Origin of the sequence: Vreelandella zhanjiangensis DSM 21076 (assembly GCF_000377665.1) — a bacterium.
Lineage (GTDB): Bacteria > Pseudomonadota > Gammaproteobacteria > Pseudomonadales > Halomonadaceae > Vreelandella > Vreelandella zhanjiangensis.
The window spans coordinates 717939-743552 of sequence record NZ_KB898646.1; the positions used below are offsets into that span (position 1 = coordinate 717939).

The window sequence follows — 25614 nt, forward strand, 5'->3', positions numbered from 1 at the left end:
GTTTATAAAACTACATTAAACGCTTAAAAAAATATTAGTAGTCGAATGAAAACCGGCTAGACTATTGTCAAAGTGTAGTTTTAACGTAATAATGAGCACGCATTCTGAACTAATGGATATTGTGTAGGTCGATTCAATATCTAGTAGATAAACCTGAAGTATAAGGACTCCCCCATGTCACTTTTAAATGAATATATTCAAAAAGAGCAGCAACTTAAGCAGCTTCAAGAAGACTTGCAACGTCTTGAAGGCGATCAGCGTTTAAAAAGCGAGTTGGAATTCAAAGCTAAGCTTGAAGCGCTGATGAACGAATTTGGTAAGCGTGCGGCAGATGTTATTGCACTGTTAGACCCCGCGAATGATCAGCGTGGTGCAAAAGCGGCTGCAGGTAATAATGCTAATCGCCGTAAGCGTCGTCTTAAAATTTACAAAAACCCCAAAACGGGTGAAGTAATTGAGACCCGTGGCGGTAACCACAAAGGATTGCGTAGCTGGAAAGATGAATACGGTGACGAAACTGTTGAGTCTTGGCTGGAAAGCATGGAAGACTAAATAGTAATGATCGGCATTTCTACTAAGAAATGCCGTTTTTGTTTTATCTCTGTTTAACGTTTTAAAAAAGATTTAAACCGTGCGAAGTCCAGCCGCTCATAGCGGTTAATAGACCCGCAAAATTCTTAATTCAGATTGGTGGCGTTGCTACTGCGTTTCTATGCCGCGACCAAAGCTGGTTTTACGTATTGAATGATTGCGTAAACTAGTTGAAATGCTCCGTCTGCATCAGATGATGGGCAACACGACCCGGTAAGCACCATAAGTATTTTCAAGGTATAATCCTATGGCGTTTCTCAGGCAAGACGGTATCGAATCGCTCCCTGGTGCATTTGCTTTGATTGATTAGCAGGTCGGTATGAAAGGGAGGGCTGCGCTGAGCCTCTGCAGCAAGCATTTGGCCTGCCAATGCAGATTGACCAGGTTTGCAAAAAAAGCGTCGCACAAGGCGCTTAATCAGATATTTTGCCGCACTTACCGTAGTCTTTTTGCCTTGATAGCCATCGCTAAATAATTGAGAGTCGTTTGATTGTAAACTACGCTCTTTATTGATGGAGCTGACGTTCAGCCGTAGGCGCTAGGTACGCTAGATGATCCTCAACATCGCTACTGTTGGGTGAGTTTTTACAGCTCGGATTTTTAGCTCGTACCAGCATGTTGAATATTGTTTAGCCGTGCATTTCTGTAGTTACATGCGTTGGCGATGTCGATTTTTTCAGTGCTATGAGCTTTTAATGATTATCTGACGAGCCATAACTGTTGGCGGGTCGGTTCACAATTGCCTATATATTCTTAAGCAAAGTGGTGGTGGGTATTTTCCCTTTCGTTGCTAGGTTATATCCATCTACCTGTAGCACTCTGCATCAACAGATCTGCATCAACAGATCTGCATTGATAGGGTTGCGTGTTATGGCGACTTGAGGGTTGCATTCCATCAAGCAAAAAGTAATTGTTGGATTAACTTTACGCAATTGAGTACAACTTGTGGAAAAATACCTGTCTAACAGGTGCTTCGACCATTTCAAGTAAGGTGTAAATGAAACATCAATGAAATATCACAAAGCTCCAAAACAGTTGGATGAACGTGACAAGCTGCGCAAGTTTCGTGAGTTGGATGATGCATTTGCGCAGGCATTACGTCAGTTGGAAGATCCCAATAGTGGCTTTGATATTCCAACAGGGCCCCCGGTACGCTCTTTGGCCGCGTTAGAAAAAGACGACGCAGATGAACAGCTACAGGTAAGAGATCGTTTGTTCGAGCAGCAGTTGAAAGCGTTAATGAGCGAATACGATCAATCAGACCGGGCATTAAATGAACTGATTTCAACCTTGTTGGAATATGATCTCTGGCCGCAAGATCAGGTACCGGATATTTCTACGCCTTAACCCTTATGTATGTCTGTTGATGGTTCAGCGTTAACCGTCAACAGGCCTTACTGCCGGTAGCGATAAATCCGTAAGCTAGGCAGGTATACATCGTGCTCAAGCTTCTCGTCACGTCTTTTAGCCCGTGTGCGCTCTAAGGGCGGCTGTACGGGAGGCGAGTTAACATGGGGCAGGCGCTGATCAGGGGCGGGAACAAACAGGGGCATGGCAATATTAAGAGCCCGTCGCGAGTGTCCATCAAGTAACGGTTCGGTAAAAAAGAGGTTGGCTCGCATTAAAGGCGCCTGCGCTTGTACTTGTGCCAATATCTCACTGCTGGGAAGGGCAGCCAACTTACGTAGCTGAATGCGTACGTGTGGTGCTTCTGTATCCAGCTGCATCAATTTTTGTTCTGCCTCCTGGACGCTCAGTCGCTTGATCGAGCGGCCGCTACTGTACCAGGCAAGCCGTATGCGCGAGACGGGCGCCTCAGCGATAGGCAGGTGTCGCCAGCACTGCTTAAGATGCAGCCTGGCAAAGCCACTGCGCCGCAGTACATTGTCCACGTGAGGGTGACGTTGCGGTAGGCGGTGTTTAATTTCTCCAAACGCTTTTGGAGAGAGTGCTTTTATTTTTTGAATTAACTCGCTAATCGCCGTTTTAGCATGATTAATTGCGCCTACTGTTTCGATCAGCGGTTCGTCAGCCGCAATCACCCCTACGTAATTACGTGTTTCCCGCCCGTCCTGGCCTTCCTGATGCCACATATCCAGCAGCGCGTGGCGCAGCCAGTCGGAATCAACGGTCGGCTGATGCAGGACCCACGTAGCCGGACGCTGCCGTTCGTAAAGGGCCAGAGCCGTCTCAATAGTGCCAACCAGATGGTCAAATCGATCATCAAGCTCATGCAATAAGCGATATGCGGTTACGTCGGGTTCCTGCATGGCCAATATTTACCTCACCTGATCAACTATCCGTTAAGAAAGAGGCGCATCTTTATCAGCTTGTGCCAACAGGGTGTCTAGATCAGCTTCGTCCATGGCCGATTCGCCTGCGATGCGGTGCGATTCTTCTGCCCACGCGCCAAAATCAATTAACTGACAGCGCTTGCTGCAAAACGGTCGATAGGTGCTTTCAGGTGACCAGGCAACCGCTTTGCCGCATTGTGGGCAGTTAACTTCAAGCGGGGCATCATTGGCGGAATGAGACATAACAAAAAAATCCTAAAATTAAAAAATTAAATCAGCCGTTACGGTAGGCTCTGTCCAAGCGCTCGACTTGTTCCATCAAGTGGGCATGGTTACCACTGTTATCAATCACGTCGTCGGCTTTCGCTAAGCGCTCTTCACGGGAAAGCTGAGCGGCAATAATTGCGTGAACCTGCTTAGCGCTTACCCCGTCGCGGGCGAGCGTGCGTGAAAGCTGCATGTCGATCGGTACATCCACCACGATTGAACGGGCAACCAAAGCATCTTGGCCAGATTCAAAAAGTAGCGGTGAGACGAGTAAAACGTAAGGCGAGTGACCAGATAAATGTGTCAGGTGTTCAATCAGGCGTTCTCTGATTCGAGGATGTGTTACCGCTTCAAGCCACTGGCGTTTGGATGGGTCTTCGAAAATCAGTGAGCGCAGCGTCGCTCTATCAAGCGTGCCATCTGTTTTGGCAACACGCTGACCAAAGTAATTGATGATTGCGCTTAGTGCAGGCTCGCCTGGCTCAACTATCTCCCGGGCGACATCGTCGGCATCGACCCAACCGATACCTAATGATTCAAATGCGCGTGCAACCGTTGACTTCCCTGAACCAATACCACCGGTTAAGCCAATAATCATAGCTGCCCTTCAATACGTTCTTTGAGGCTTTATTTTACGCGCTTTTAAGTGGAAAGTCGGTACCTTCCGATTGATATCCTGACCATAAAAAATGATTGATAGGCCAGGGAGTGGCGCGATGTTGAAATATTAGGGTGAAGAGAGATAGACGGCCATTAGATCGTTACCTACTAACAGGCATACCCATCCCGCAATTGCCAGGAAGGGGCCAAAGGGAAGCGGGGCGCCACGTAAGCGTGGAAAGCTTGCCTGCGCAAGAATGCCGACAATTGCCCCAAGGCCAGCTGAAAGCAGTAACAATAACGGTAAAAATGTCCATCCGAGCCAAGCGCCCAAAGCAGCCAGGAGCTTGAAATCTCCATAACCCATGCCTTCTTTGCCCGTAAGCAGCTTAAACGCCCAAAAAAAACTCCAAAGTATCAGGTAGCCCGCTATGGCGCCTACGACTGCATTAGTCAGTAAGAAGGGCTGAAAAACTAGTTGATATAGCAAGCCGGCCCAGAGTAGTGGCAGTGTCAGAATGTCGGGCAGAAGATACGTGCGAAAATCGATAACCGCGAGTGCTAGAAGCGTCATGCATGCGCCATAAATAAACAGGCTTGAAATGCTAAGTCCATGGAGTAACGTAACGGCCAAGGCAAGCAGGCCGCCCATCAGCTCAATAAGAGGATACTGCGGGCTGATAGTGGTTTGGCAGCTTGCACAACGTCCACGCCGTTTGATCCAGCCAATCAGAGGAAGGTTATCGTGCCAGGCAATGGGTTGTTCACAGCGCGGGCATAGCGAACCAGGCGTTGCCAGATTAAAGCGCGATGAGTGCTCAATAGGCAGCTCAAGTGCAGTGCGTGCTTCATGGCGCCAGTGATGCATTAGCATGACGGGAAGACGGGTAATCACCACATTTAAAAAACTGCCTAGGCAAAGCCCAAGTACAAAGACTGATACGCCAATACCTAATGCCGACGAACTCATAACGTTCCTTGATAGGTCTAAAGAATACTGCCCAGTTCAAATATCGGTAAATACATTGCAACAACGATACCTCCGACTAAAGCCCCAAGCACGATGATAATAAAAGGTTCCATTAAGGAAGTTAGCGCGTCGACATGGTTGTCGACCTGCTCTTCATAATAATCGGCTACGCGCAGAAGCATAGTGTCCAGCGCGCCAGCCTCTTCCCCAATACTTACCATCTGAATCGCTAAGGCGGGGAAGCAGTTGGTCATTCGCATTGAAAAATGCAGCTGTTGACCTGTAGCAACATCCATTTGTGCCTGGCGCACTGCTTGTTCATACACTTTATTACCTGTTGCGCCCGCAGCTGTTTCCAGTCCCTCCACTAATGGAATGCCAGAGGCGAAGGTTGTCGCCAGTGTGCGAGAAAAGCGAGCGACGGCGGCTTTATCGATGATGCTACCGATAATAGGCAAGCGTAAGAGTAAACGATGTAGGTGAAAGACAAGCGTTGGGGACCGCCGTGTTAACCATCTGAGTATGAGCACAGTGGCTAATAGTAGCCCTATCATAGGTAACCAGTACTCTTGAGCAACCATTGATAAATTAACGGTGAATTGGGTAACCGCCGGTAGTTCAGCGCCGAAACTTTGAAACATGCTTTCAAACTGGGGCACTACTTTAACCAGTAATAGCAGCGTAATAACGATACCTGTGAGCATCACGATAGCAGGGTACCAAAGGGCTTTTTTTACGCGGCCTTTGAGTGATTCTACCTTTTCTTTATAAAGCGCGTTGCGTTCGAGCATTTTAGCGAGGGTACCTGACTGCTCGCCTGCATCCACCATATTGATGAATAAGCGATCAAAGTGTTGCGGATGGCGTCGTAAGGAATCCGAAAAACTTGTTCCTGAGGCTACATCATTGGATAGCTTGTGAACCGTGGCAACCAGGGCAGGTTTTTTAAGACTTTCCGCGACTACTCGAAAAGCTTGCAGAAGCGGAATGCCTGCTTGAATCATGGTGGCCATTTGGCGTGAAAAAATCATGATGTCATAAGGTTTTATACGGCCATGGCTACGCAGGCTGCTTTGTTTATGGATACGCCGAACATTAATATTTTGTTTGGTTAGTGTAGCGATGACCTCCGCTTTGCTATAGGCAATGGTTTCTCCACTCAATAAGCGTGCTTGAGGTCCAAGGCCTGTCCACTTCCAGCGATACAGTCGAGGAGAATGCGCCTTACGTCTAGCGATATGTCGGGCCATGCGTTACTCCTTACTGATCCGATTGATTTCCTCAAGACTGGTAATGCCTTGGGTAACGTAATGGAAACCACTCTGACGAAGCCCTGGGTATCCTTCCTTTTTAGCTTGCTGATCAATATCAATAGCCGGTGCATTTTGCATAATAAGTTGCCGGACGGCTTCCGAGACGGGCACGACTTCATAAACGCCGATGCGCCCCTTATAGCCGTGTGTACATTTCTTACAGCCGACAGCGTGATAGAAGGTGGCGTGTTGAATATCAGCGTCCATAAGGCCTTCGCTGTATAACGCTTCGATAGGAATGTCAGCAGGTTCTTTACAGTGGTTACACAGTTTGCGGGCAAGGCGCTGAGCAATAATAAGGCTAACAGAACTTGCGATATTAAACGCTGAAACGCCCATGTTGGATAAGCGAGTTAGTGTCTGTGACGCAGAGTTAGTATGTAGCGTTGAAAGTACCAAGTGCCCCGTCTGTGCTGCTTTCACCGCTATTTCAGCGGTTTCCAAATCGCGTATTTCACCCACCATAACCACGTCAGGATCTTGGCGAAGAAAGGCACGCAACGCATGGGCAAAATCCAGGCCAATTTTAGGCAGAACATTGACCTGATTAATTCCCGGCACTTTGATTTCAACAGGATCTTCAGCAGTACAAATATTGCGTTCTACTTTATTAAGTAGCGTAATGCCCGTATACAGCGAGACCGTTTTACCGCTCCCCGTTGGACCGGTTACCAAAATCATGCCTTGCGGTTGCTTAAGCGCCTGTTCATACAGCGCTCGCTGATCGTCGGTAAAACCCAGCTGGTCAATTCCCAATTGCACGGCAGCAGGATCGAGTAAGCGAAGCACAATTTTCTCACCATACACCGTAGGGAGAGAATTGATGCGCAGCTCTAATGACCGAGCGTCTGACAGTGCCAGTTTAATGGCGCCGTCTTGAGGGAGGCGACGCTCGGAAATATCGAGGCGAGCCATAATTTTTAAGCGGGCGGCGATCTGATGGCGCATCGCTTTGGGTGGCTGGGCGACTTCAATAAGCACACCGTCAATACGAAATCGGATTCGAAAAAGTTGTTCATAGGGCTCGAAATGAATATCCGAGGCACCTCGATCAATAGCGTCCAGAAGCACTTTATTAACCAGTTCAACGACAGGACCGTCATCGACATTCAGTGTTGCATCATCAAGCGTAGCGCTTTCTTGAACGTCAATAGAAGAGGCGTGGCTCACCTCATCATTTGTGCTCTTTAACGCGGCGTAGCGATGATGGTTAAGGTAGCTATCTAGTACAGCTTCTAATTGGTCGAGGGGTGCGAGAATACCCTCAATAGTGATGACATCTAATGCAAATCTTAACTCGTCAAGTTGGCATAGCACGGATGGGCAAAAAACTGCCACGGTCAATTGTCGTTTCTGAAGTGCTAGAGGGAGCACTTTTAATGATTTTAACAGGCGAGAAGGAAATATAGAGGCTTCAGGAAGTGCCTGCAGCTGTACAGCGTCTAAATCGATAACCGGTAAACCGTATTCGTAAGCCGCTGCGGTAGCTGTAGTAATCGAGCCGACTAGCTTTTGTTCAACGACATATTGTAATAACGATATGTCCAATGCTTGGGACGCTATGCCTGCTTTTTCTGCCTGATCATAGCTTAAAAGCTTATTTTTGATTAAACGACTAGCCAGTCCTGAATTCATTGGCAGCTCAAGAAAGTGGTTTTATAAAACACTGATATTATTATGTTTATTGATTTTATGAAGTATAACTAATAACTATGTTCCTATGGTAGAACATCAAAAACAATAATTTTATTAAAAATAATGGTTAATTATTATTTGGTTTGCTTTATTGTTTGGGAGGTGTATTGGAAAGCCTATCAAAGCGCAGCGCCTGAGGTGAGAATTTTAGAGAAAAATTTTTTCTAAGAGATTCAAGGGGGTGAGATGAAAAAATATGCTAACAATATCAGCGGTGTAAGTTCTCAAAGTGGTTTTACTCTTATAGAGCTAATGGTCGTAATTGCCATTATTGGTGTTTTGATGGCGGTAGCGGTGCCTCAATATGGTAATTATCTTGATAGAGCTTCATTAACAGCCTGTGAAGGCGAGCTGGCTTCCTTTCGGAATATAATATTGACTGATTATGCCCTCTCGCAGACAGAAGAAATTGATGCTGACATTTATAATGATTTTGATTTTAATTCCTGTGTCATTGATGCATCGACAGTTAGCAAGGAAGATTTAGCTGCGGCTTTTATGAGCAGTGACCCAGCCCATGACATAGACGATATTAAGACGAATCGCGGCGATAGTGCTGGTAGTATTAACATTAAGGCTGGCAATATTGTGTCTGGAAATTCCTGATATCAGGTTGGTCATAACTTATGATTTTACTTGGATAGGCCTTTTTATTTCCACACTGTCTGCGTATTTCCTCTCTACACTGTAGGCTTCTGTGTCAGGCTGGGAGCTTACGATGAAACATGTTAACTATATGGTCCTATTGGGTGCTTTCGGCTTGCTCCTTGGTGTAAATACCGCATTTGCGCAGCCTGCCCATGCTCCAGCGCATGGAGCACGCGATAACAATGGCCACCATGAACAGCGACATCATAAAGATGCTCGCCCGTCACGTCATGAGCGTAACGATCAGTATGTTGATTTACCACGTGTGAATGAACGCGAACTGATACGTCTATTGCGTGAATTCCACGCACCGGCAACAGATTCATTGCCGCCGGGTATTCAGCGCCAACTTGAACGGGGCAAGCCTTTGCCTCCCGGTATCGCTAAGCGTTTTGATAGGTCAATCGCCACTCGATTACCCAGCTACCCCGGCTATGAGTGGGAATATGTCGGCAACGATGTTGTGTTGATCGAGGCAGCAACGCGGGTAGTGGTTGATATACTGGTTGACGCACTTCGTTAATATTCACGCCCTTACTGCGGGGCGTGACTTAAAAAGTCATAGTGTGTGACTATGCTCTGAAATTTTAGCCATGTGTTTAAAGGACAGAAGAGCATGCATACATTGGAAGAACGTTTGGCGCTAACGATTTCAATCGCTCAAGAAGCGGGGGAACTCATTCGTAAGGCTCGCGCAGAACAGTCGTTCTCGCAACGCTTAAAGGCTGATGAAGAACTGGTCACCGATGTTGACGTAGCGGTAGATCAGCTCATACGGCAACGCCTGAATAGCTCGTTCCCTGGCGAGGCGCTGCTAAGTGAAGAGTTGGCGCCTGAGCGTGCGCTAGATGCTAGCGTTACAAAGCTATGGGTCGTTGATCCCATCGATGGAACGGTCAATTTTGCCCAGGGTTTAAAGCATGTCGCCGTGTCTATTGGTTGGATGGAAGAGGGCGTTGGCAAAGTGGGAGTGGTGCATGCGCCTTTCTTGAATGAAACATTTAGCGCGGCAGAAGGGCTAGGTGCTTTTTGCAACCAGCAGCCTATCCAGGCTGGCAAGGTAAGTTTATTAGCTGAAACACTAGTGGGTACCGGTTTTCCTTATCAGAAAGAGGCGCGCCTAGCTTTGATGCCTCGATTGGGGGCTGTCTTGGCCAAGTGTCGTGACGTCCGACGTAACGGTGCCGCCGCACTTGATTTATGCGATGTCGCTTGTGGCCGTCTGGGTGCTTATTACGAAACGGTTTCGCCCTGGGATTTTGTCGCCGGCTGGGTGATTGCACGTGAGGCTGGCGCTACTGTTGGGCATCTCGTAGCAATTCCTGAAGGCGTGCCTGGCGATCTATACCCCAAGGAGTTGTTGGTAGCTGCACCAGGTGTATACCAGGCGATGGAACGGCTGCTGCTCGATGCCAGTCAGTGATAAGCTCTCAGTTGACAAAGGCAACACCTTGTCATGGCAAATACTTGAAAAGAAAGCGCAAAAAGAGCTTTTCATTTGCCTCGTAAAACGCTAGTATACGCACCGTCTTAAGGCAAATGCCAACGAGACATCGGAGTGTGGCGCAGCTTGGTAGCGCGTTGCAATGGGGTTGCAAAGGTCGCAGGTTCGAATCCTGTCACTCCGACCAATTAAGTAAAAAACGCCGCTTACGGGTTACACCGAGCGGCGTTTTTTTATGCCTTCAAAATCGCCTCAACTACACTGTCATTGTGCGTGGGCGTTATGCACTTCTACTCTTGCTGCTGCAAGAATAAAGCTGGCGCTAACCTCGCTGACGCTCAGCCGCGATACAATATACACCCGGGTACATAATATTTACCGTTTTGAGCACACAAGATGCGTCTGCGCTAATGCTCGACTAAATATGATGGGTAATGAGAATGCCGCATTGCTTAACCCCCGCTTAAAATGTAGCTGAATGGAGGAACACTATATGGACCGCATTTTTGCTTGGGATGATCGTCGTGGCCAGGTGGTTTACCGTATACCCGGCCATACTCATAAGAATGGACGTGAAGATAGCGATCTATCGCCCGTATGGCTGCCCATTGATGCATCTGAATTGCCGGAAGGGGTTAGCGTAGATGACCTGCGAAAAGTCACAGTAGAAGAGTAGAGGCGGGGGCTGTGAGTAAGCACTGATTACGCTACTAATGTGGCTCATCAGTGCTTGTCGCGGTTTATTCGGTCAATATGTCGATAACTTTAACTTCATAATCGTCGTCATGAACGGCAATTACTTTAAGAGTAACGTCTCGCGAAACCTGGTTATACTCATCGCGTGTATCTTTTAAACCATAATTTTCACATTCATCGCCAACCGAGAGGTCTCTGTCAAAATCCGTCTTTGGCAACATTAGAATGTCATCAATCATAATGGACATTGTCTTTCTCCTTGGTGTGCATTATTCCCTATTTTTGTGACCCTACAAGCAAGCTTTGGTTGCACCTATCCGCTAGGTCACGTTTATAAAAAATGCTGTTTTAATACTTATTAATAATTTTTTAAAAAAATAATTAAAAAACCGCCAGCGCCTTAAGCGGACGGTTTATGAATCTAAAGCCTAGCAAAGTACGGATTTACTCTGCCGCTTCATGATCCGCTAATGCCGCAGCAACGGCTTCTTCCCACTGGCCTTCCGTAATGCCCCAATGCTCCATTTCTGCTTGATCTGCGCTGCCCTCGGCTGCGGCGCGAAGCTTTTCAACGGAGCCACTTTCAAAGCAGTGCTTGGCGAATGCTTTTGTTTTGCCATCACGTAATTGATCAATCATTGTCATAACTTTTTCCTTTCCTTGGTAGAGATCGGGACATACATCAGCTAATCCACGGGCTTGTGATCAAAGATGCAAGCCTTAAAAAAACGCCTCTGTCTCGTATATGGACATCGTATAGTGTAGATCGTTTACTGTTTTTTGCTTATGTGCCTTAGGTTTAGGCGCTCAAGTGGCAAGTGATGCATCAATAATAATTTTAGTCGCAATGCCCGCTAGTAGCAGCATAATCAGATTATCGAACCAGCGATGAGGCAATCGCTTGCCCAGTTGGGCTCCCAAAGGCATGCCGATAAGAATAATCGTCAAAGCGATCACGCTGTACAGGGAAAGTTGCGGTGTCAATATGCCAGCACTGAGCAATGCGGGGATTTGTACGCAGGTTATTGAGACAAAAAAGACTGAAATAGAGCCGATAAATACGGGCCTTTCCAGCTGCATTGCATTAAGAAACGTGATGGAGGCGGGAGCCGACATGCCCGCTGCGCCTTGAAGCACGCCACCCAATAAGCCTACCGGAATGACAATGCGTGTGGCCGTCGCATACGGCAAGGCCAAGCGTCGTCTTGTCAGCTTAATAATTAAGTACAAGATGATAGCGCCCGCGACGCCTAACGAGAGTATTTCGGGGGAAAGGGCTACTAGCCCCCAAGTGCCCAAAATAATTCCTAAAGCACCAGCCACTGAAAAAGCTGCCAGAAAGCGAAGAGGTAACAAATGCCGCCGGTACTGCCATACCTGAAGCATATTGCTAAATAAATTAGGTGCGACCAGCACCGCTATAGCGAGCTTGACGTCATAAAGCATTGTCAGCACCGGGACTACCAGTACCGGTACGCCAGAACCAATAGCGCCTTTTACAATACCAGCGGCAAAAAGAGTAAGCAGAGCGATTAACAAGGTTTTGTCCTGGCTTCTAAGCATTACAGCCGTTCTCACGGCTGTAATGCTTAAGGATTATCGCAATAGTGCATTATTTGAGAACGTATTATTTAAGAACGTAGCAAGGTGTATAGGGCTGACCATCCAGCTTCATGCGGCCTTGAGCGACAAACGAGGTAAGTAGCTCATCCAGGCGCTGCATTAGGGCTGGTTCTGCTGTGAGTACAAAGGGGCCATGCGCTTCAATGGCGCGTATTCCCTGCTCTTTAACGTTACCCGCCACGATACCCGAGAACGCCCGACGCAGATTCGCGGCAAGTTCGTGCTTGGGTTGCTGACGGTGCAGAGCAAGCCCAAGCATGGCTTCGTGGGTGGGCTCGAACGTTGCCTGAAAGTCTTGGGCGATGGTCAAACGCCAGTTATAGTAAAAGGCATCCTGCTGGTTACGACGAAATTCCTTGATAGTGTCGATGCCCTGGCGCATTGCTCGGGCTACCGCCACTGGGTCACCGGTAATGATCGTATAATAGCGACGAATGTCCTCGCCCAAGGTATAAACCAGAAACTCATCTATTTTCTGGAAATACGCCGCTGAGTCCGCAGGTCCTGTAAAAATAAGCGGGTAGGGGATCTCGCTGTTATTCGGATGCAGAAGTATGCCGAGTAGATAGAGAATTTCTTCGGCCGTACCCACGCCACCGGGGAAAACGATAATGCCGTGCCCCAGGCGAACAAACGCTTCTAAACGTTTTTCAATGTCGGGCATTACCACCAGCTCATTGACAATGGGGTTCGGCGCTTCGGCGGCAATAATGCCCGGCTCCGAAATTCCTAGATAGCGGCCATCCTTGCGTCTCTGTTTGGCATGGGCAACGTTCGCACCTTTCATGGGCCCTTTCATGGCGCCAGGGCCACAGCCGGTACAAATATCTAAATCGCGTAGCCCTAGGTGATAGCCCACATCTTTTGAGTACTCGTACTCTTCACGAGAAATAGAGTGACCACCCCAGCAAACTACCAGGCTGGGGTCGCGGCCCGGCTTTAAAGTGCCTGCCTTGCGTAAGATATGAAAAACCGCGTTAGTCGTACCTTCTGCAGTGCTAAGGTCAAACCGATTATGGTGCTGAATTTCATTATAGACGTAGACAATATCGCGAATGATAGAGGAGAGATGTTCGCGAATACCGCGGATCATCTGACCATCGACAAAGGCTTCTGCCGGGGCATTGGTCAGCTTTAAGCGAATCCCGCGATCCTGCTGCAGCACTTCTATATCGAAATCCTTGTAAGCCTCAAGAATGGCGACACTATCATCGGTAGGCTGGCCACAATTTAATACCGCAAGCGCACAGCGCCGCAGTAAGTCGTGTAAACCATTTTGCGACGTATTCTGAAGGCGATTGACCTCCTGCTGAGACAATACTTCCAAGCTCCCTTCGGGAGAAATAATGCTAGAGATAGTGGCGCGAGGTGTTATAGGTAAGGTCATTAGTGCATCGTTTCCTGGTCATTTTTCATCTTATCGCATACTACCACGCTATAGCAGAGGGTACAGCGCCACCAGCGTTAACCCTTACTGTGCTACCCTATGCGCAAAATGCGCGCACATGGTGGCTAAAGAAGATGGCGTTTTATTATGTTTAATGCCCTGTATTTTCGGACATTTATTACCCTGGTAGAGACCGGTAGTTTTACCCGAACGGCACACCGCCTGGAAATGACGCAGCCGGGGGTCAGTCAACACGTTCGTAAATTGGAAACGTATCTCGATAAGACGCTGCTGGAACGCAAAGGACGCAGTTTCACGTTAACCGAGTCAGGGCGTCGCGCTTACGATTATGCCTTAAAGTTATTTGCCGAACATGAGCAGTTTCGCCACGGTTTAGATGATGACTCTCTGGATAGCGGCGACTGCCGGATTGCTTCGCCGGGCAGTGTCGGGCTCATGTTTTATCCGTATATTTTAGGGCAGCAGCAAATGCACCCTAATTTAACCGTCAACTATAGCTTTGCCTTTAATCACGAGATTGTGAATGACCTGCTGGAAGGGCGCTACGATATTGGAATTGTCACCGAAGCGGTTAACAATCCTGAGCTTACCTGTACTCTCTGGCATAAAGAGCCTTTATGCCTGGTAGTGCCAGCGGATTTTGCTGGAAATACGCTGTCCGATCTCATGGGGATTGGTTTTCTGAACTATTACGACGGCATTAACCACGCTAATGCGTTGCTGAGAGCTAACTATCCGGATGAGTTTCGATCAATGACGCATTTTCGCCATCAAGGATTCACCAATGAGGTGAGTATGGTGCTGGACGCTGTTGCACGAGGCCTGGGTTTCACGGTGGTATCACTATTGGTGCTTGAAACCTCACCCTGGCAACGTCAGGTAAAGGCGCTGACATTGCCCAATGCGGTTAATGAAGAGCTGTATCTGCTGCGTCGCCGTGACTCTGTGCTGCCTAAACGCTATGAAAAGCTGTTAGACGGCTTTTATAGGCAGCGTATTCAAGAAAGAACGCCTTTGATATCCGAATAAAGCGATCAAAGGCGTTCATTAGCTGCTTACTGGCTTGCCGTAATCTTAGCGGCGATATTCATCGATACTGGGGCAAGAGCAGATAAGCTGGCGATCCCCAAATACATTGTCCACGCGGTTGACCGTTGGCCAGTACTTGGCTCCCATCACCGCCTCTGTCGGAAACGCACCCAGCTGGCGGTCGTAAGGCCGCTCCCACTGGCTGTCCATAATGTCTGCCTGGGTATGCGGAGCATTAACCAACGGGTTGTTCTCCAGCGTCCACTCGCCATTTTCGACACGTTTTATTTCTTCACGAATGGCAATCATGGCATCGCAGAACCGGTCGATTTCGTAAAGGGACTCGGATTCCGTGGGCTCGATCATCAAGGTGCCCGGCACCGGGAATGACATGGTAGGTGCGTGGAAGCCATAGTCCATCAAACGTTTGGCGATATCTTCCTCGCTAATGCCTGACGTAGCCTTAAGCGGGCGAATATCGATGATGCATTCGTGGGCAACGTGTCCGTTGGCTCCACGGTAGAGAATGGGGTAGGACTCCTCCAGGCGCTTGGCGATGTAGTTGGCATTGAGGATGGCTAACTGCGTGGCTTCACGCAGGCCCCGCGCGCCCATCATCTTGATGTAGGCCCACGAGATAGGCAGGATTGACGCGCTGCCAAATGCCGCCCCTGAAACGGCGCCGCTATCAGCGTTAACCCCGTTAATAGGGGTAACCACGTGATTGGAAACATAAGGCGCCAAGTGGGCTTTAACGCCGATGGGCCCCATGCCCGGGCCGCCGCCGCCATGAGGAATGCAAAAGGTTTTATGCAGGTTAAGGTGCGATACGTCGCCTCCGAAATCGCCGGGGCGCGTCAACCCCACCTGGGCATTCATATTGGCACCATCTACATACACCTGAGCGCCGTGCTGGTGTACTACTTCACATACCTTACGCACGTGAGACTCAAAGACGCCGTGAGTAGAGGGGTAGGTGATCATGATCGCCGAAAGCTGGTCGCTGTACTGCGCAGCTTTAGCGGTTAAGTCGTCAATATCAATATTGCCGTTTTGGTCGCACTCAACCACCACGACGTCCATGCCAACCATGGCCGCAGTTGCCGGGTTGGTGCCATGGGCAGAACTTGGGATCAAGCACACAGTCCGGTGTGCTTCACCCTGGGCATCCTGATAGCGACGAATGGCCAGCAAACCCGCATATTCACCCTGAGCACCTGAGTTAGGCTGCATCGAGATATGATCGTAACCGGTGATTTCCACCAGGAACGCAGCAAGTTCATCAATCATCTGATGATAGCCTGCTACCTGGTCGCGAGGCGCGAACGGATGCAGGTGGGCAAACGCAGGCCAGGAAACCGGAATCATTTCACTGGTAGCGTTTAGCTTCATAGTGCAGGAGCCTAACGGAATCATTGCATGAGCAAGCGACAGGTCCTTATTCTCCAGCCGCTTCAGGTAGCGCAACATTTCCGTTTCGCTGCGGTAGCGATTAAACGTGGGGTGGCTCAGGAAATCGCTTTCACGCTGGCAAGCTTCTGGGATGCCTGTTGCGCCTTTGGCAATCGCCTGCTCGTCAAGAGCTGCCACGGAAAGCCCATGCTCGTTGCCCAGCAGCACGTCAAACAGCGTAGCGACATCTTGTGCAGTCGTTGTCTCATCCAGGCTGATGCCCACATCGCCATTGGCGAAATAGTGTAGGTTGATATCGTGGGTCATGGCGCGGCCATGAATTTTACCCGCATCTACCTGCGCTAAGCGCAGCGTATCAAACCAGCTGTCATGCGCTAAGGTGACACCCGCTTGGGTTAAACCTTCGGCTAATAACGTGGTTAAGCGGTGGACGCGTCCGGCGATTTTGCGTAGCCCTTCAGCGCCATGGTAGGTCGCGTAAAAACCTGCGATATTGGCTAAAAGCGCCTGGGCCGTGCAGATGTTTGAAGTGGCCTTTTCACGACGAATATGCTGTTCGCGAGTTTGCATGGCCATGCGCAGCGCCGTGTTGCCCCGGCTATCTTTTGAAACGCCGATAATCCGCCCGGGGATTGAACGTTTGAGCTTGTCAGAGGTAGCAAAGAAAGCAGCGTGTGGGCCACCAAAGCCCATGGGCACACCGAAACGCTGCGAGTTGCCAACCACAATGTCGGCACCTAAAGCGCCGGGCTCTTTGAGAAGCACCAGGCTGAGTAGGTCAGAGGCAACGCAGGTCATGATGTTACGTTCAGCGGCCGCTTTTAACAGGGGCGCTAGATCGCGCACATCACCGCTTGCCGATGGGTATTGGAGCAGCGCACCAAATACATCGTGGTCGGCCAGTGTATCTACCGGGCCTGACACCAGCTCAAACCCGAAAAATGTGGCGCGGGTTTTTACCACGTCCAAGGTTTGCGGGAAGATGTCGTCAGCAACGAAAAAGACGTTTGATTTGCTCTTTTTATTTGCCCGTTTGCATAGCGCCATCGCTTCGGCTGCCGCTGTGGCCTCATCCAGCAAGGAGGCGTTAGCCAGCTCCATACCGGTCAAGTCCATAACGACCTGCTGGAAATTAAGCAGTCCTTCCAGGCGACCCTGAGAGATTTCCGGTTGATAAGGCGTGTAAGCGGTATACCAACCTGGGTTTTCCAGCACGTTACGCTGAATAACCGCCGGCATATAGGTGCCGTAATAGCCCTGGCCAATATAGCTCTTGGCTACACGGTTTTGACGGGCCAGCTGGCTTAGGTATTCCAGTGCTTCTGATTCACTGCTGGGGTCATCCAGATTGAGTTCGCGGCCAAGGCGTATGTCGCTGGGCACGGTTTGCTCAATCAGGTCTTCCATGCGCTGCATATTGAGCACGTTCAACATGGTATCTACGTCGGCGGCGTTAGGGCCATTATGACGTTTGATAAAAGCATCGTGGTCGGCCAGTTCGGCCAAGCGGCGTGTTTCAAAAGGCATGAGAAGATTCCGAGCGTGAAAGAGAAGCTTTGCAGGGGTGTTAAATACAAAGCCTGCCAATTAGGCAGGCTCAGCAAACATAATTAATCGTCAGCGCTTATAGTGGCTTGATAGGCATCTGCATCAAGCAAACCATCCAGGTTTTGGTCGGTCAGGCGGACTTTCATCATCCAGCCGCCTTCATAGGGCGCATCATTAACCGTTTCAGGTGAGTCTTCGAGCGCTTCGTTGACCTCAATGACTTCACCGTTAACCGGCGAGTAGAGATCCGAGGCCGCTTTAACCGATTCGATAACGCCGAATTCTTTACCCTGGCTAAGGGTTTGGCCTACTTCGGGCAGTTCAACAAATACCACATCGCCAAGTGCCTCTTGGGCATGGTCAGTAATACCAATACTGACCGTACCATCTTGATGATCGAGTACCCATTCATGACTTTTGGCGTAACGGAGATTAGCAGGAAGGTTGCTCATGATGATTCCCTTTATGAAACAATTGTCTGGACTGGTGAATACTAGCGCTTGTCGGTCGTCTTGGCGACTGTGAGCCTTCCAGGCAATAAGCGAATTTTTAAGCATGTTAACGTGTTTCTCATCGGAAACAAATTTCTTAAATGCGCCATTGAGGCTAGGAGAGCGCATTTTTTAGCTGCTCATCTGGCTAATAGGCGATGAGGTCTCTTACGCATCTGTCATGTATAAGCAGCATAGGCATGGAAGACCCCTTATAAAATGGTGTAAAACAGTCAGGTTAGGCAGCTAAGGGCTTTGGCTGTTTCGCCCGTGGCTGCGGCAACCCTCAATAGATCTTAAGTATGTGAAGCATCGCTTTCATGCGTTATACCCATGAAAGGGGTTATTCGTGACAGCGCTAGATTTGCTAGACAAAATAAAAGCGAATGTCGATGATTCGACCGCCAAACACTTATAAAACAAGCGAATTAACAGGGTAAGGAGAAACATGTGGAAACTTTGAATAGCCTTTTCGGGGCGATCAATGGGGTGGTTTGGGGCCCATTGATGTTGATCTTACTGTTAGGTGTGGGTATCTATCTGCAAATTGGTCTAAAGTTCTTGCCCATTCGAAAGCTGGGTATGGGCTTCAGTCTGCTTTGGAAGGGGCGTGATGCTAAATCGACCCAGAAAGGCGTGCCTGATAAAGCCGGTCAAGACGGTGAGATTTCGCCTTTTAACGCATTAATGACGGCGCTATCAGCTACGATTGGCACAGGTAACATCGCGGGTGTAGCCACTGCTATCGCCCTAGGTGGCCCTGGCGCCGTATTTTGGATGTGGATTACCGCGCTTGTCGGCATGGCAACCAAGTTTGCTGAAGCGGTACTGGCCGTACGTTACCGGGAAACCGATAGTACCGGCTATCACGTGGGCGGCCCCATGTTCTATATCAAAAATGGCCTGGGAAAAAAATGGCTGTGGCTCGGCGGTCTGTTCGCGTTTTTCGGGGCGGTAGCCGCTTTCGGGATTGGCAATACCGTGCAGTCCAACTCGGTGGCGGATGCCATGGATGCCACGTTTGGTATTCCACACTGGCTGACCGGTGTGGTTATCATGGTGCTAGCCGGGGCCGTTATTCTTGGCGGGATCAAGCGTATTGCTAAGGTAGCCGGTAAGCTGGTGCCCATCATGGGCATTGCATATGTGATTGCCGGGATACTGGTACTGATCGTCAATGCGAGCCAAATCGGTGAAGCGTTCAGCCTGATTTTCTATTATGCCTTTAACCCGATCGCGGCAGCCGGCGGTTTTGCAGGCGCTGCGGTGATGGCCGCTATTCGATTTGGTGTCGCGCGGGGAATTTTCTCCAATGAGGCAGGCTTAGGTAGCGCGCCCATTGCCCATGCGGCCGCCAATACTAAAAACCCTGTGCGCCAGGGTCTTATTGCAATGCTTGGAACGTTCATTGATACCATTATCGTGTGTACGATTACCGCGCTGGTTATCTTGACCTCAACGGTATGGCAAACGGGCGAAGAAGGGGCCTCGCTGACCGCGCTCTCGTTTGACCAGGCGCTTCCCGGCTTTGGTAACCAGATTGTGGCCATTGCCTTGGCTATCTTCGCATTCACGACGATTCTAGGCTGGTCGTTTTATGGCGAGAAGTGTTTCCAATTCTTGTTTGGAACACGCTCGATCATGCTGTATCGCGTCCTGTTTGTACTGGCCATTCCGCTGGGTGCCATCGCGCAGTTGGGCTTTATATGGTTAATGGCGGATACCTTCAACGCCATGATGGCGATTCCCAACTTGATTGCGTTGGCGCTGCTGTCGCCCGTGGTATTCAAGCTGACTAAAGACTACTTTGCCGGTAAAGAGATTTTAGCAGGCGAAGAACTGGATCATGACAAATAAGCCGCGTCTGATATTTGCTCGGCTAGTGCTTACGCAGTAACTGAATCGGGAAGCTATAGCCATGGCTTCCCGTTTCTCGCTTTAACCAAGGAAATTTCATGACTGATCAAAAGCATACGCCACTTCATGCATTGCACCTTAAATTAGGCGCCAAGATGGTGCCTTTTGCCGGGTATGCCATGCCTGTGCAGTACCCGCTGGGTGTTAAAAAAGAGCACGAGCATACGCGCCAGCAGTGTGGATTGTTTGACGTATCGCATATGGGCCAGATTTTGGTGTCAGGACCTGATGTGGCAAGCGCTCTCGAAACGCTTATTCCGGCAGACCTGGTAGGCCTACAAGAAGGCCAGCAGCGCTACGGATTATTTACCAGCACGGACGGCGGGATTATTGATGATTTGATGGCAGTTAACGCTGGTGATCATTTTTATCTGGTAGTTAACGCCGCGTGTAAAGACCAGGATTTAGCACATTTACGTACAAATCTGGGCACCACTCACAAGATTGAGCCGTTAGACCGTGGATTACTGGCGTTGCAAGGACCGCAGGCACACGTCGTTATGCAACGACTCTGCCCAGAAGCGTGCGAGCTGGTGTTTATGCAGCATCAGCGCTTTACCATTGACGGGCACGAGGTTTGGGTGAGCCGCAGTGGCTATACCGGCGAAGACGGGTTTGAGATTTCCATCGCAGCAGATGCTTGTGAAGCATTTGCCGAGCGGTTGCTGGCTGAGCCGGAAGTTGAGGCCATTGGCCTGGGCGCCCGCGATTCGTTGCGTCTGGAAGCCGGGCTGTGTCTTTACGGGCATGATATGGATACTACAACGACGCCTGTGGAAGCCGGGTTGATATGGGCCATTGGCAAGCCTCGTCGTCATGGCGGTGAGCGCCCAGCGGGGTTCCCAGGGGCTGACCTGATTCTTCATCAAGTCGATGCTAAAGATCACTCACGTAAGCGCGTTGGGCTACAGGCCGAAGGCCGGGCACCTATTCGTGAAGGCGCAATACTGCTGGATGCAGCAGGTAATGAAATTGGTGTGGTCACGTCGGGTACATTTGGCCCAAGCGTTGGGATGCCGGTAGCCATGGGCTATGTCAGCCGCGAGTGGGAAAGCCCGGGAAGTAACGTATTTGCGGAAGTTCGTGATAAACAGCTGCCTGTAACCGTGACGCTCATGCCATTTATCAAGCCCGGCTACTTTCGCGGTTAAGCCAGTCTATCGCGGTTCCGTCAATCTATCACGGTTACGCCAATCTATCACGGTTACGCCAATCTATCGTAGCTAACTAAGCCTTACATGGTTAAAAGCGCAAAAGTTTAAGCCAAAAAAAGCCCCGGAATATTTCTGGGGCTTTTCAAGGTTTGCTTGAGTCTCAAACGCCTAACGCAGTACCTGGCGTGGGTCGATAGGCTTACCACCCTGGCGTAGGTCAAACAGCAGATCGTAGCGCTGGCTGTCGTTGCTCTTACCTATTTCGCAAAGCTCATCACCCGCTTTAACCTGCTGGCCTACGGAGACCAGCGTGCGCGAGCAAAGCGCATACACTGTCTGTAGGTTATCCGCATGATGCACGATAACGACTTCACCTAGCTGGCGCATGCCATCGGCAAAGCGTACCTCGCCGGGAGCGACCGACTTTGCACGAGCGCCTGCCTGGGTGGCGAGTAACATTGGTTGCAATGTTCCTCGGCTATCCGTGCCAAAGCGTCGAACCACGCGATAGTCTTCAAGCGGCCAGGGCCAGCGGCGCGCGGAGGCAGGCAATGAAGTAGCCGCCGGTGGGGGCGTTGGGCTTGAGCTTGAAGAAGCTGAGCTGCTGGCTGGTGTACTACGTGGTGCACTGCCGCTAAGCGGTACGCTTACGATTTGGCCCACTCTCAAGGCGGTAGGCGACGTGCCTGCATTGGCACTCTGGATGCGTCCACTAGTCGTGCCAAAGTGGCGGGCGATGCTTGAGTAGGTATCACCGGCGCGAATCTGATAGCGATAAGGGCCGCCTGAGGGAGCACGTTCTTGTTGCGTAGGTATCAGCAAACGCTGCCCAACGGCCAAGCGCCGGGTATTTACCCCCGGATTGAAGCGCTCAAGGCGTTCAAGAGGCACATTGGCGCGGTTAGCCAGTTTTCCAAGGGTATCCCCACGCTGGACTTCCACCCAGTTACCATTGAGTTGGCTGGTGCTATCAGTCGGTATGGCGGTGCGCTGGCTTGAGGAGGGGGAGCCCGCACACCCTGTCAGCAGACTAATCAGTAAACAGGTGCAAAGCCAGCCAGCTAGGCGTGATCGGTTTGGCTGTCCAACAGGGCATCTTTTTCCATCCAAAGTGAATTGATCCATGCGTGGAAGCGTTCCTTGTGCTGCTTTTCTTCGTGGTAATTGGATTCGTGCATCCATTGGGGAATGGCTAATGGGCGTGCGTTTAGCGTGATGGGCGCTTCCTGGCCACATAAAAATCCCCAAAAGGTCGGCGACGGGTTAGCGTAACTGATCGTTACGTCAAGGATACCATTCAATCGATCGCCAAGCAGGCTAAGCACCTGTGCAACCCCGCCCGCTTTAGGGCGTAATAAGTGCTGATAGGGGCTTTGCTGCACATCGCGCTTAACCGCTGTAAATCGGGTGCCCTCAATAAAATTAATAATGGTAATGGGAGCATGGCGCGCTTGCCGACACATTTGCTCTGTAGAGTGCCGATCGATGGTGACCAGCTTAGGCTGTTTGGTAATCTGTTCCCGGCTGTAGCGGCGCATAAAGGGGAATTCAAGCGCCCAAAAGGCAAGCCCCACGATGGGGATCCAGATTAACTGCCGCTTGAGGAAAAAACGCGGCATCGGAATACGCCGATGCAACGCCATCATCAAGATAAAGATATCGGTCCAGCTGCGATGATTGGAGATAACCAGCCACCACTGCTGAGGAGACAAATTATCGGGGACCGAAAAATTTACCTGGGGCTTCAGCCAGTGCTTCATCCACCACAAGTTAACCCCTATCCAGTTGAGCGCTACCGCGCACAGGCCTTTCAGTATCCAGTTCCTATAGCGTCTAACGGGAATAATAACCTTTAAAAAGGTCAGTAAAATAAGCGGTACGCCCCAGAAAAGGGTGTTAAGCGTGAGCAGCAAAATGCTGACGAGACCCTTGAAAATTGCCATACCTGTCCTTCACCCAAACTAATAAATGGCTTTAATGCTAATGGATCAAACTCATACTGCCCAGCACAACCTGTTCTTTCCCGTACTTAAAACGCCTTTCTGTCTCAAGGAAGGCAGGGCGCTTGTACCGTTTCAATCAGTACGGTTTGTAGCGCTTGGGCTGCCACGGATAGTTCTTGATGCGTGATAATTCCCACTTGGCACGAAATACTGGGGGCGGTTAGTGGTACACAGTGCGCGCCAAGTTCATGCATTTGACGAATACACATTGATGGCACTGCGCTAACTCCCAGCCCGTCGGCCACCATGCGTCCTACGGTTGAAAGCTGATGGCTTTCAAAGGCTACGGTTAAGTCAATATGCTGTTGGTTGAGTGCCTGCTCTAACAAGCGGCGTACCATGGAGGGCCGCTGGAGGGTAATAAAGTCATTGTTTAAAAGCTCCGCCCACGTCAGAGAACGTTTGCTTATGAGTGGAGAGCTGGGGGGAAGCACGGCAACGAAATGATCATCAAAAAGCGGTGTGAAGGTCAGGCGATCCGCCCCTTCAGAGGAGAAGATAATGCCCATTTCAACCTGACGGGAGCGTACCATCTCCGTCACTTCTTCGTTGATAACATCATGCACCGTGATATTGATTTTGGGGTATAGATGACGAAACTTTACCATTGCAGCGGGCAATAGATTACAAGCAAATGAGGGCATGGCGGCTACGCTAAGCCTGCCAAGCTGAAGCGTAAACCGCTGGCGCAGGCGTTCTTCGGTATTATCCCATTGGGCGAGCAGATGCTTGGCCAGCGGTAGTAGGGACTCTCCTTCCGGCGTTAAGCGTACGCTTCGCGTGCTGCGGATAAGTAATTTGCCACCTAATGAGGCTTCCAGCCCTTTAATGGCTAAGCTTAAGGCTGGCTGAGAAAGATGCAGGCGTTCACAGGCCTGTGTAAAGCTAAGGGTTTGGGCGACCACCAGAAATGCCCGTAGCTGCTTTACCGTCATACGATTCTCTTTTATAAGTTTTTAAAATTAATTGATAAGAAAAACAAACTTAACAAATATATTAACAGAGACAACACTGAGATTATCGACAAGCGCATTTTACGAACCACCGACAATAATGTGAGGCCGAACAATGGCAGGATTTGATAAGCGTGTAGGTTCCTACGCAGAAGCGATGGAAGGTATTGAAGATGGTATGACCGTATTGGCGGGTGGTTTTGGGCTATGCGGGATTCCGGAAAACCTGATTGCAGAAATTAAGCGCCGAGGAGTCAAAAATCTCACGGTCGCCTCTAACAACTGCGGCGTCGACGGGTTTGGTTTGGGCGTACTGCTGGAAGATCGCCAGATCAGTAAAATATTTGCCTCTTATGTGGGAGAAAACGCGCTCTTTGAGCAGCAGATGCTCAATGACGAAATAGAGGTTATTTTGACTCCGCAGGGTACGCTTGCTGAGAAAATGCGTGCAGGGGGAGCCGGTATTCCGGCTTTTTATACCGCGACGGGCTATGGCACGCCGATTGGTGAAGGCAAGGAAGTACGCGAATTCAACGGGCGCCATTACATTCTGGAAGAAGCGCTGGTGGGTGATTTCGCGATCGTGAAAGGTTGGAAAGCGGACCGCTATGGCAATGTGGTTTACCGTCATACCGCGCAAAACTTTAATCCATTGGCGGCAACTGCGGGGAAAATTACCGTGGTTGAAGTTGAAGAAATTGTAGAGCCAGGTGAGCTTGAGCCTAGTCAGATTCACACGCCGGGAATTTATGTGGATCGAATCATTCAAGGCACGTTCGAGAAGCGCATCGAGAAACGCACGCTGCATAGCTAATCCATTGATGCACAGCGGCTCACTCTATTTTTTTAACGTCCAATAATGAGGTTGCTACCATGGCTTTAACACGAGAACAAATGGCACAGCGTGTCGCGCGCGAGCTTGAAGACGGTTTCTACGTCAATCTGGGTATTGGTATTCCTACCCTGGTAGCCAATTACATTCCTGAAGGAGTAGACGTCATGCTCCAGTCGGAAAACGGCCTATTGGGTATGGGGCGCTTCCCGACCGAGGAAGAGCTCGATGCCGATATGATTAATGCGGGCAAGCAAACCGTAACGGCTCGGCCTGGGGCTGCCATTTTCTCCTCCGCTGAGTCATTTGCCATGATTCGTGGCGGGCACGTTGATTTAACCGTGCTTGGCGCTTTTGAAGTAGATCAGGAAGGCAATATTGCCTCATGGATGGTGCCTGGAAAGCTGATCAAAGGCATGGGCGGCGCCATGGACTTAGTGGCTGGCGCTGAAAATATTATTTGCACCATGACCCACGCGTCCAAACATGGCGAATCCAAGCTACTTGAAAAGTGCACGCTGCCGCTTACTGGCGCCGGGTGCATTAACCGCGTTCTCACCGATTTGGCCTACCTGGAAATTAAGGATGGTGCGTTTGTCCTTAAAGAGCGTGCCCCTGGGGTGAGTGTCGAGGAAATTATCGAGAAGACTGCCGGTAAGCTGGTAGTGCCAGACCACGTGCCGGAAATGACGTTTGCTGATTAAACGCTAGTTTCAAACCTAGGC

The 25614-nt window shown here is 49.8% G+C and carries 26 protein-coding genes and 1 tRNA gene; 12 read left to right on the forward strand and 15 right to left on the reverse strand.

Annotation, left to right across the window (positions count from 1 at the left end; translation table 11 throughout):
* Window positions 1–174 precede the first annotated feature (174 nt).
* The gene (locus D467_RS0103140; protein WP_018916056.1) at window positions 175–552 is read left to right on the forward strand and encodes a histone-like nucleoid-structuring protein, MvaT/MvaU family; all 378 of its coding nucleotides are present in this window, start codon (window positions 175–177) and stop codon (window positions 550–552) included.
* 1047 nt (window positions 553–1599) lie between these two features.
* A complete protein-coding gene (locus tag D467_RS0103145; protein WP_018916057.1) occupies window positions 1600–1938 on the forward strand; it encodes a hypothetical protein in 339 nt (112 codons plus the stop codon).
* 47 nt (window positions 1939–1985) lie between these two features.
* Here the strand turns inward: D467_RS0103145 and D467_RS0103150 are convergent, their stop codons facing one another.
* From D467_RS0103150 to pilB, 6 genes are all read right to left on the reverse strand, one after another.
* The gene (locus D467_RS0103150; protein WP_018916058.1) at window positions 1986–2861 is read right to left on the reverse strand and encodes a hypothetical protein; all 876 of its coding nucleotides are present in this window, start codon (window positions 2859–2861) and stop codon (window positions 1986–1988) included.
* A 33-nt stretch (window positions 2862–2894) separates the two neighbouring features.
* Window positions 2895–3128, reverse strand: a complete 234-nt coding sequence (gene yacG, locus D467_RS0103155) for a DNA gyrase inhibitor YacG (RefSeq protein WP_018916059.1) — start codon at window positions 3126–3128, stop codon at window positions 2895–2897.
* Between the two features lie 31 nt (window positions 3129–3159).
* Entirely contained in the window at window positions 3160–3750 is a 591-nt protein-coding gene (gene coaE, locus D467_RS0103160; protein ID WP_018916060.1) for a dephospho-CoA kinase, read from the reverse strand.
* A gap of 129 nt (window positions 3751–3879) precedes the next feature.
* Entirely contained in the window at window positions 3880–4722 is an 843-nt protein-coding gene (locus D467_RS0103165; RefSeq protein WP_018916061.1) for a prepilin peptidase, read from the reverse strand.
* Between the two features lie 17 nt (window positions 4723–4739).
* Window positions 4740–5972, reverse strand: coding sequence for a type II secretion system F family protein (locus tag D467_RS0103170; RefSeq protein ID WP_018916062.1), 1233 nt, complete (start codon window positions 5970–5972; stop codon window positions 4740–4742).
* A 3-nt stretch (window positions 5973–5975) separates the two neighbouring features.
* A complete protein-coding gene (pilB, locus tag D467_RS0103175) occupies window positions 5976–7670 on the reverse strand; it encodes a type IV-A pilus assembly ATPase PilB (protein ID WP_018916063.1) in 1695 nt (564 codons plus the stop codon).
* A 246-nt stretch (window positions 7671–7916) separates the two neighbouring features.
* Here pilB and D467_RS20130 point away from each other — a divergent pair, with 246 nt between their 5' ends.
* From D467_RS20130 to D467_RS0103200, 5 genes are all read left to right on the forward strand, one after another.
* The gene (locus D467_RS20130; RefSeq protein ID WP_018916064.1) at window positions 7917–8336 is read left to right on the forward strand and encodes a pilin; all 420 of its coding nucleotides are present in this window, start codon (window positions 7917–7919) and stop codon (window positions 8334–8336) included.
* Window positions 8337–8448: 112 nt separating this feature from the next.
* A complete protein-coding gene (locus D467_RS0103185; protein WP_018916065.1) occupies window positions 8449–8901 on the forward strand; it encodes an anti-virulence regulator CigR family protein in 453 nt (150 codons plus the stop codon).
* 93 nt (window positions 8902–8994) lie between these two features.
* Complete coding sequence (locus D467_RS0103190; RefSeq protein WP_018916066.1) at window positions 8995–9801, forward strand: inositol monophosphatase family protein; 807 nt, start codon at window positions 8995–8997, stop codon at window positions 9799–9801.
* A 131-nt stretch (window positions 9802–9932) separates the two neighbouring features.
* Window positions 9933–10009, forward strand: a tRNA-Pro gene (locus D467_RS0103195).
* Window positions 10010–10315: 306 nt separating this feature from the next.
* A complete protein-coding gene (locus D467_RS0103200) occupies window positions 10316–10498 on the forward strand; it encodes a hypothetical protein (RefSeq protein WP_018916067.1) in 183 nt (60 codons plus the stop codon).
* Between the two features lie 64 nt (window positions 10499–10562).
* Here the strand turns inward: D467_RS0103200 and D467_RS0103205 are convergent, their stop codons facing one another.
* The 4 genes from D467_RS0103205 to ppnN form a co-directional block, all read right to left on the reverse strand.
* Window positions 10563–10766, reverse strand: coding sequence for a hypothetical protein (locus tag D467_RS0103205; protein WP_018916068.1), 204 nt, complete (start codon window positions 10764–10766; stop codon window positions 10563–10565).
* A 196-nt stretch (window positions 10767–10962) separates the two neighbouring features.
* Window positions 10963–11163 carry a hypothetical protein gene (locus tag D467_RS0103210; RefSeq protein WP_018916069.1) on the reverse strand — a complete coding sequence of 67 codons (201 nt, stop codon included), beginning with the start codon at window positions 11161–11163 and terminating at the stop codon, window positions 10963–10965.
* A 162-nt stretch (window positions 11164–11325) separates the two neighbouring features.
* Window positions 11326–12081, reverse strand: coding sequence for a sulfite exporter TauE/SafE family protein (locus tag D467_RS0103215; RefSeq protein ID WP_018916070.1), 756 nt, complete (start codon window positions 12079–12081; stop codon window positions 11326–11328).
* A gap of 64 nt (window positions 12082–12145) precedes the next feature.
* A complete protein-coding gene (gene ppnN, locus D467_RS0103220; RefSeq protein ID WP_018916071.1) occupies window positions 12146–13528 on the reverse strand; it encodes a nucleotide 5'-monophosphate nucleosidase PpnN in 1383 nt (460 codons plus the stop codon).
* Between the two features lie 147 nt (window positions 13529–13675).
* Here ppnN and D467_RS0103225 point away from each other — a divergent pair, with 147 nt between their 5' ends.
* On the forward strand, window positions 13676–14578 hold the full coding sequence (locus D467_RS0103225; protein ID WP_018916072.1) for a LysR family transcriptional regulator: 903 nt from the start codon (window positions 13676–13678) through the stop codon (window positions 14576–14578).
* A gap of 45 nt (window positions 14579–14623) precedes the next feature.
* On the opposite strand, the gene gcvP is transcribed toward D467_RS0103225, so the two are convergent.
* Together gcvP and gcvH are read right to left on the reverse strand one after the other, a co-directional pair.
* A complete protein-coding gene (gene gcvP / locus D467_RS0103230; RefSeq protein WP_018916073.1) occupies window positions 14624–17518 on the reverse strand; it encodes an aminomethyl-transferring glycine dehydrogenase in 2895 nt (964 codons plus the stop codon).
* An 83-nt stretch (window positions 17519–17601) separates the two neighbouring features.
* Entirely contained in the window at window positions 17602–17991 is a 390-nt protein-coding gene (gene gcvH, locus D467_RS0103235; protein WP_018916074.1) for a glycine cleavage system protein GcvH, read from the reverse strand.
* A 489-nt stretch (window positions 17992–18480) separates the two neighbouring features.
* Here gcvH and D467_RS0103240 point away from each other — a divergent pair, with 489 nt between their 5' ends.
* Both D467_RS0103240 and gcvT read left to right on the forward strand, forming a co-directional pair.
* Entirely contained in the window at window positions 18481–19887 is a 1407-nt protein-coding gene (locus D467_RS0103240) for an alanine/glycine:cation symporter family protein (protein WP_018916075.1), read from the forward strand.
* Window positions 19888–19985: 98 nt separating this feature from the next.
* The gene (gene gcvT / locus D467_RS0103245) at window positions 19986–21098 is read left to right on the forward strand and encodes a glycine cleavage system aminomethyltransferase GcvT (protein ID WP_018916076.1); all 1113 of its coding nucleotides are present in this window, start codon (window positions 19986–19988) and stop codon (window positions 21096–21098) included.
* A gap of 171 nt (window positions 21099–21269) precedes the next feature.
* On the opposite strand, the gene D467_RS0103250 is transcribed toward gcvT, so the two are convergent.
* From D467_RS0103250 to D467_RS0103260, 3 genes are all read right to left on the reverse strand, one after another.
* Complete coding sequence (locus tag D467_RS0103250; RefSeq protein WP_018916077.1) at window positions 21270–22043, reverse strand: murein hydrolase activator EnvC family protein; 774 nt, start codon at window positions 22041–22043, stop codon at window positions 21270–21272.
* Between the two features lie 119 nt (window positions 22044–22162).
* Window positions 22163–23044, reverse strand: coding sequence for a 1-acylglycerol-3-phosphate O-acyltransferase, YihG family (gene yihG / locus D467_RS0103255; RefSeq protein ID WP_018916078.1), 882 nt, complete (start codon window positions 23042–23044; stop codon window positions 22163–22165).
* Between the two features lie 104 nt (window positions 23045–23148).
* On the reverse strand, window positions 23149–24039 hold the full coding sequence (locus tag D467_RS0103260; RefSeq protein WP_018916079.1) for a LysR family transcriptional regulator: 891 nt from the start codon (window positions 24037–24039) through the stop codon (window positions 23149–23151).
* A 133-nt stretch (window positions 24040–24172) separates the two neighbouring features.
* Between D467_RS0103260 and D467_RS0103265 the strand changes: the two genes are divergently transcribed.
* Both D467_RS0103265 and D467_RS0103270 read left to right on the forward strand, forming a co-directional pair.
* The gene (locus tag D467_RS0103265) at window positions 24173–24871 is read left to right on the forward strand and encodes a CoA transferase subunit A (protein ID WP_018916080.1); all 699 of its coding nucleotides are present in this window, start codon (window positions 24173–24175) and stop codon (window positions 24869–24871) included.
* Between the two features lie 59 nt (window positions 24872–24930).
* Entirely contained in the window at window positions 24931–25593 is a 663-nt protein-coding gene (locus tag D467_RS0103270; RefSeq protein WP_026285593.1) for a CoA transferase subunit B, read from the forward strand.
* Window positions 25594–25614: the final 21 nt, after the last annotated feature.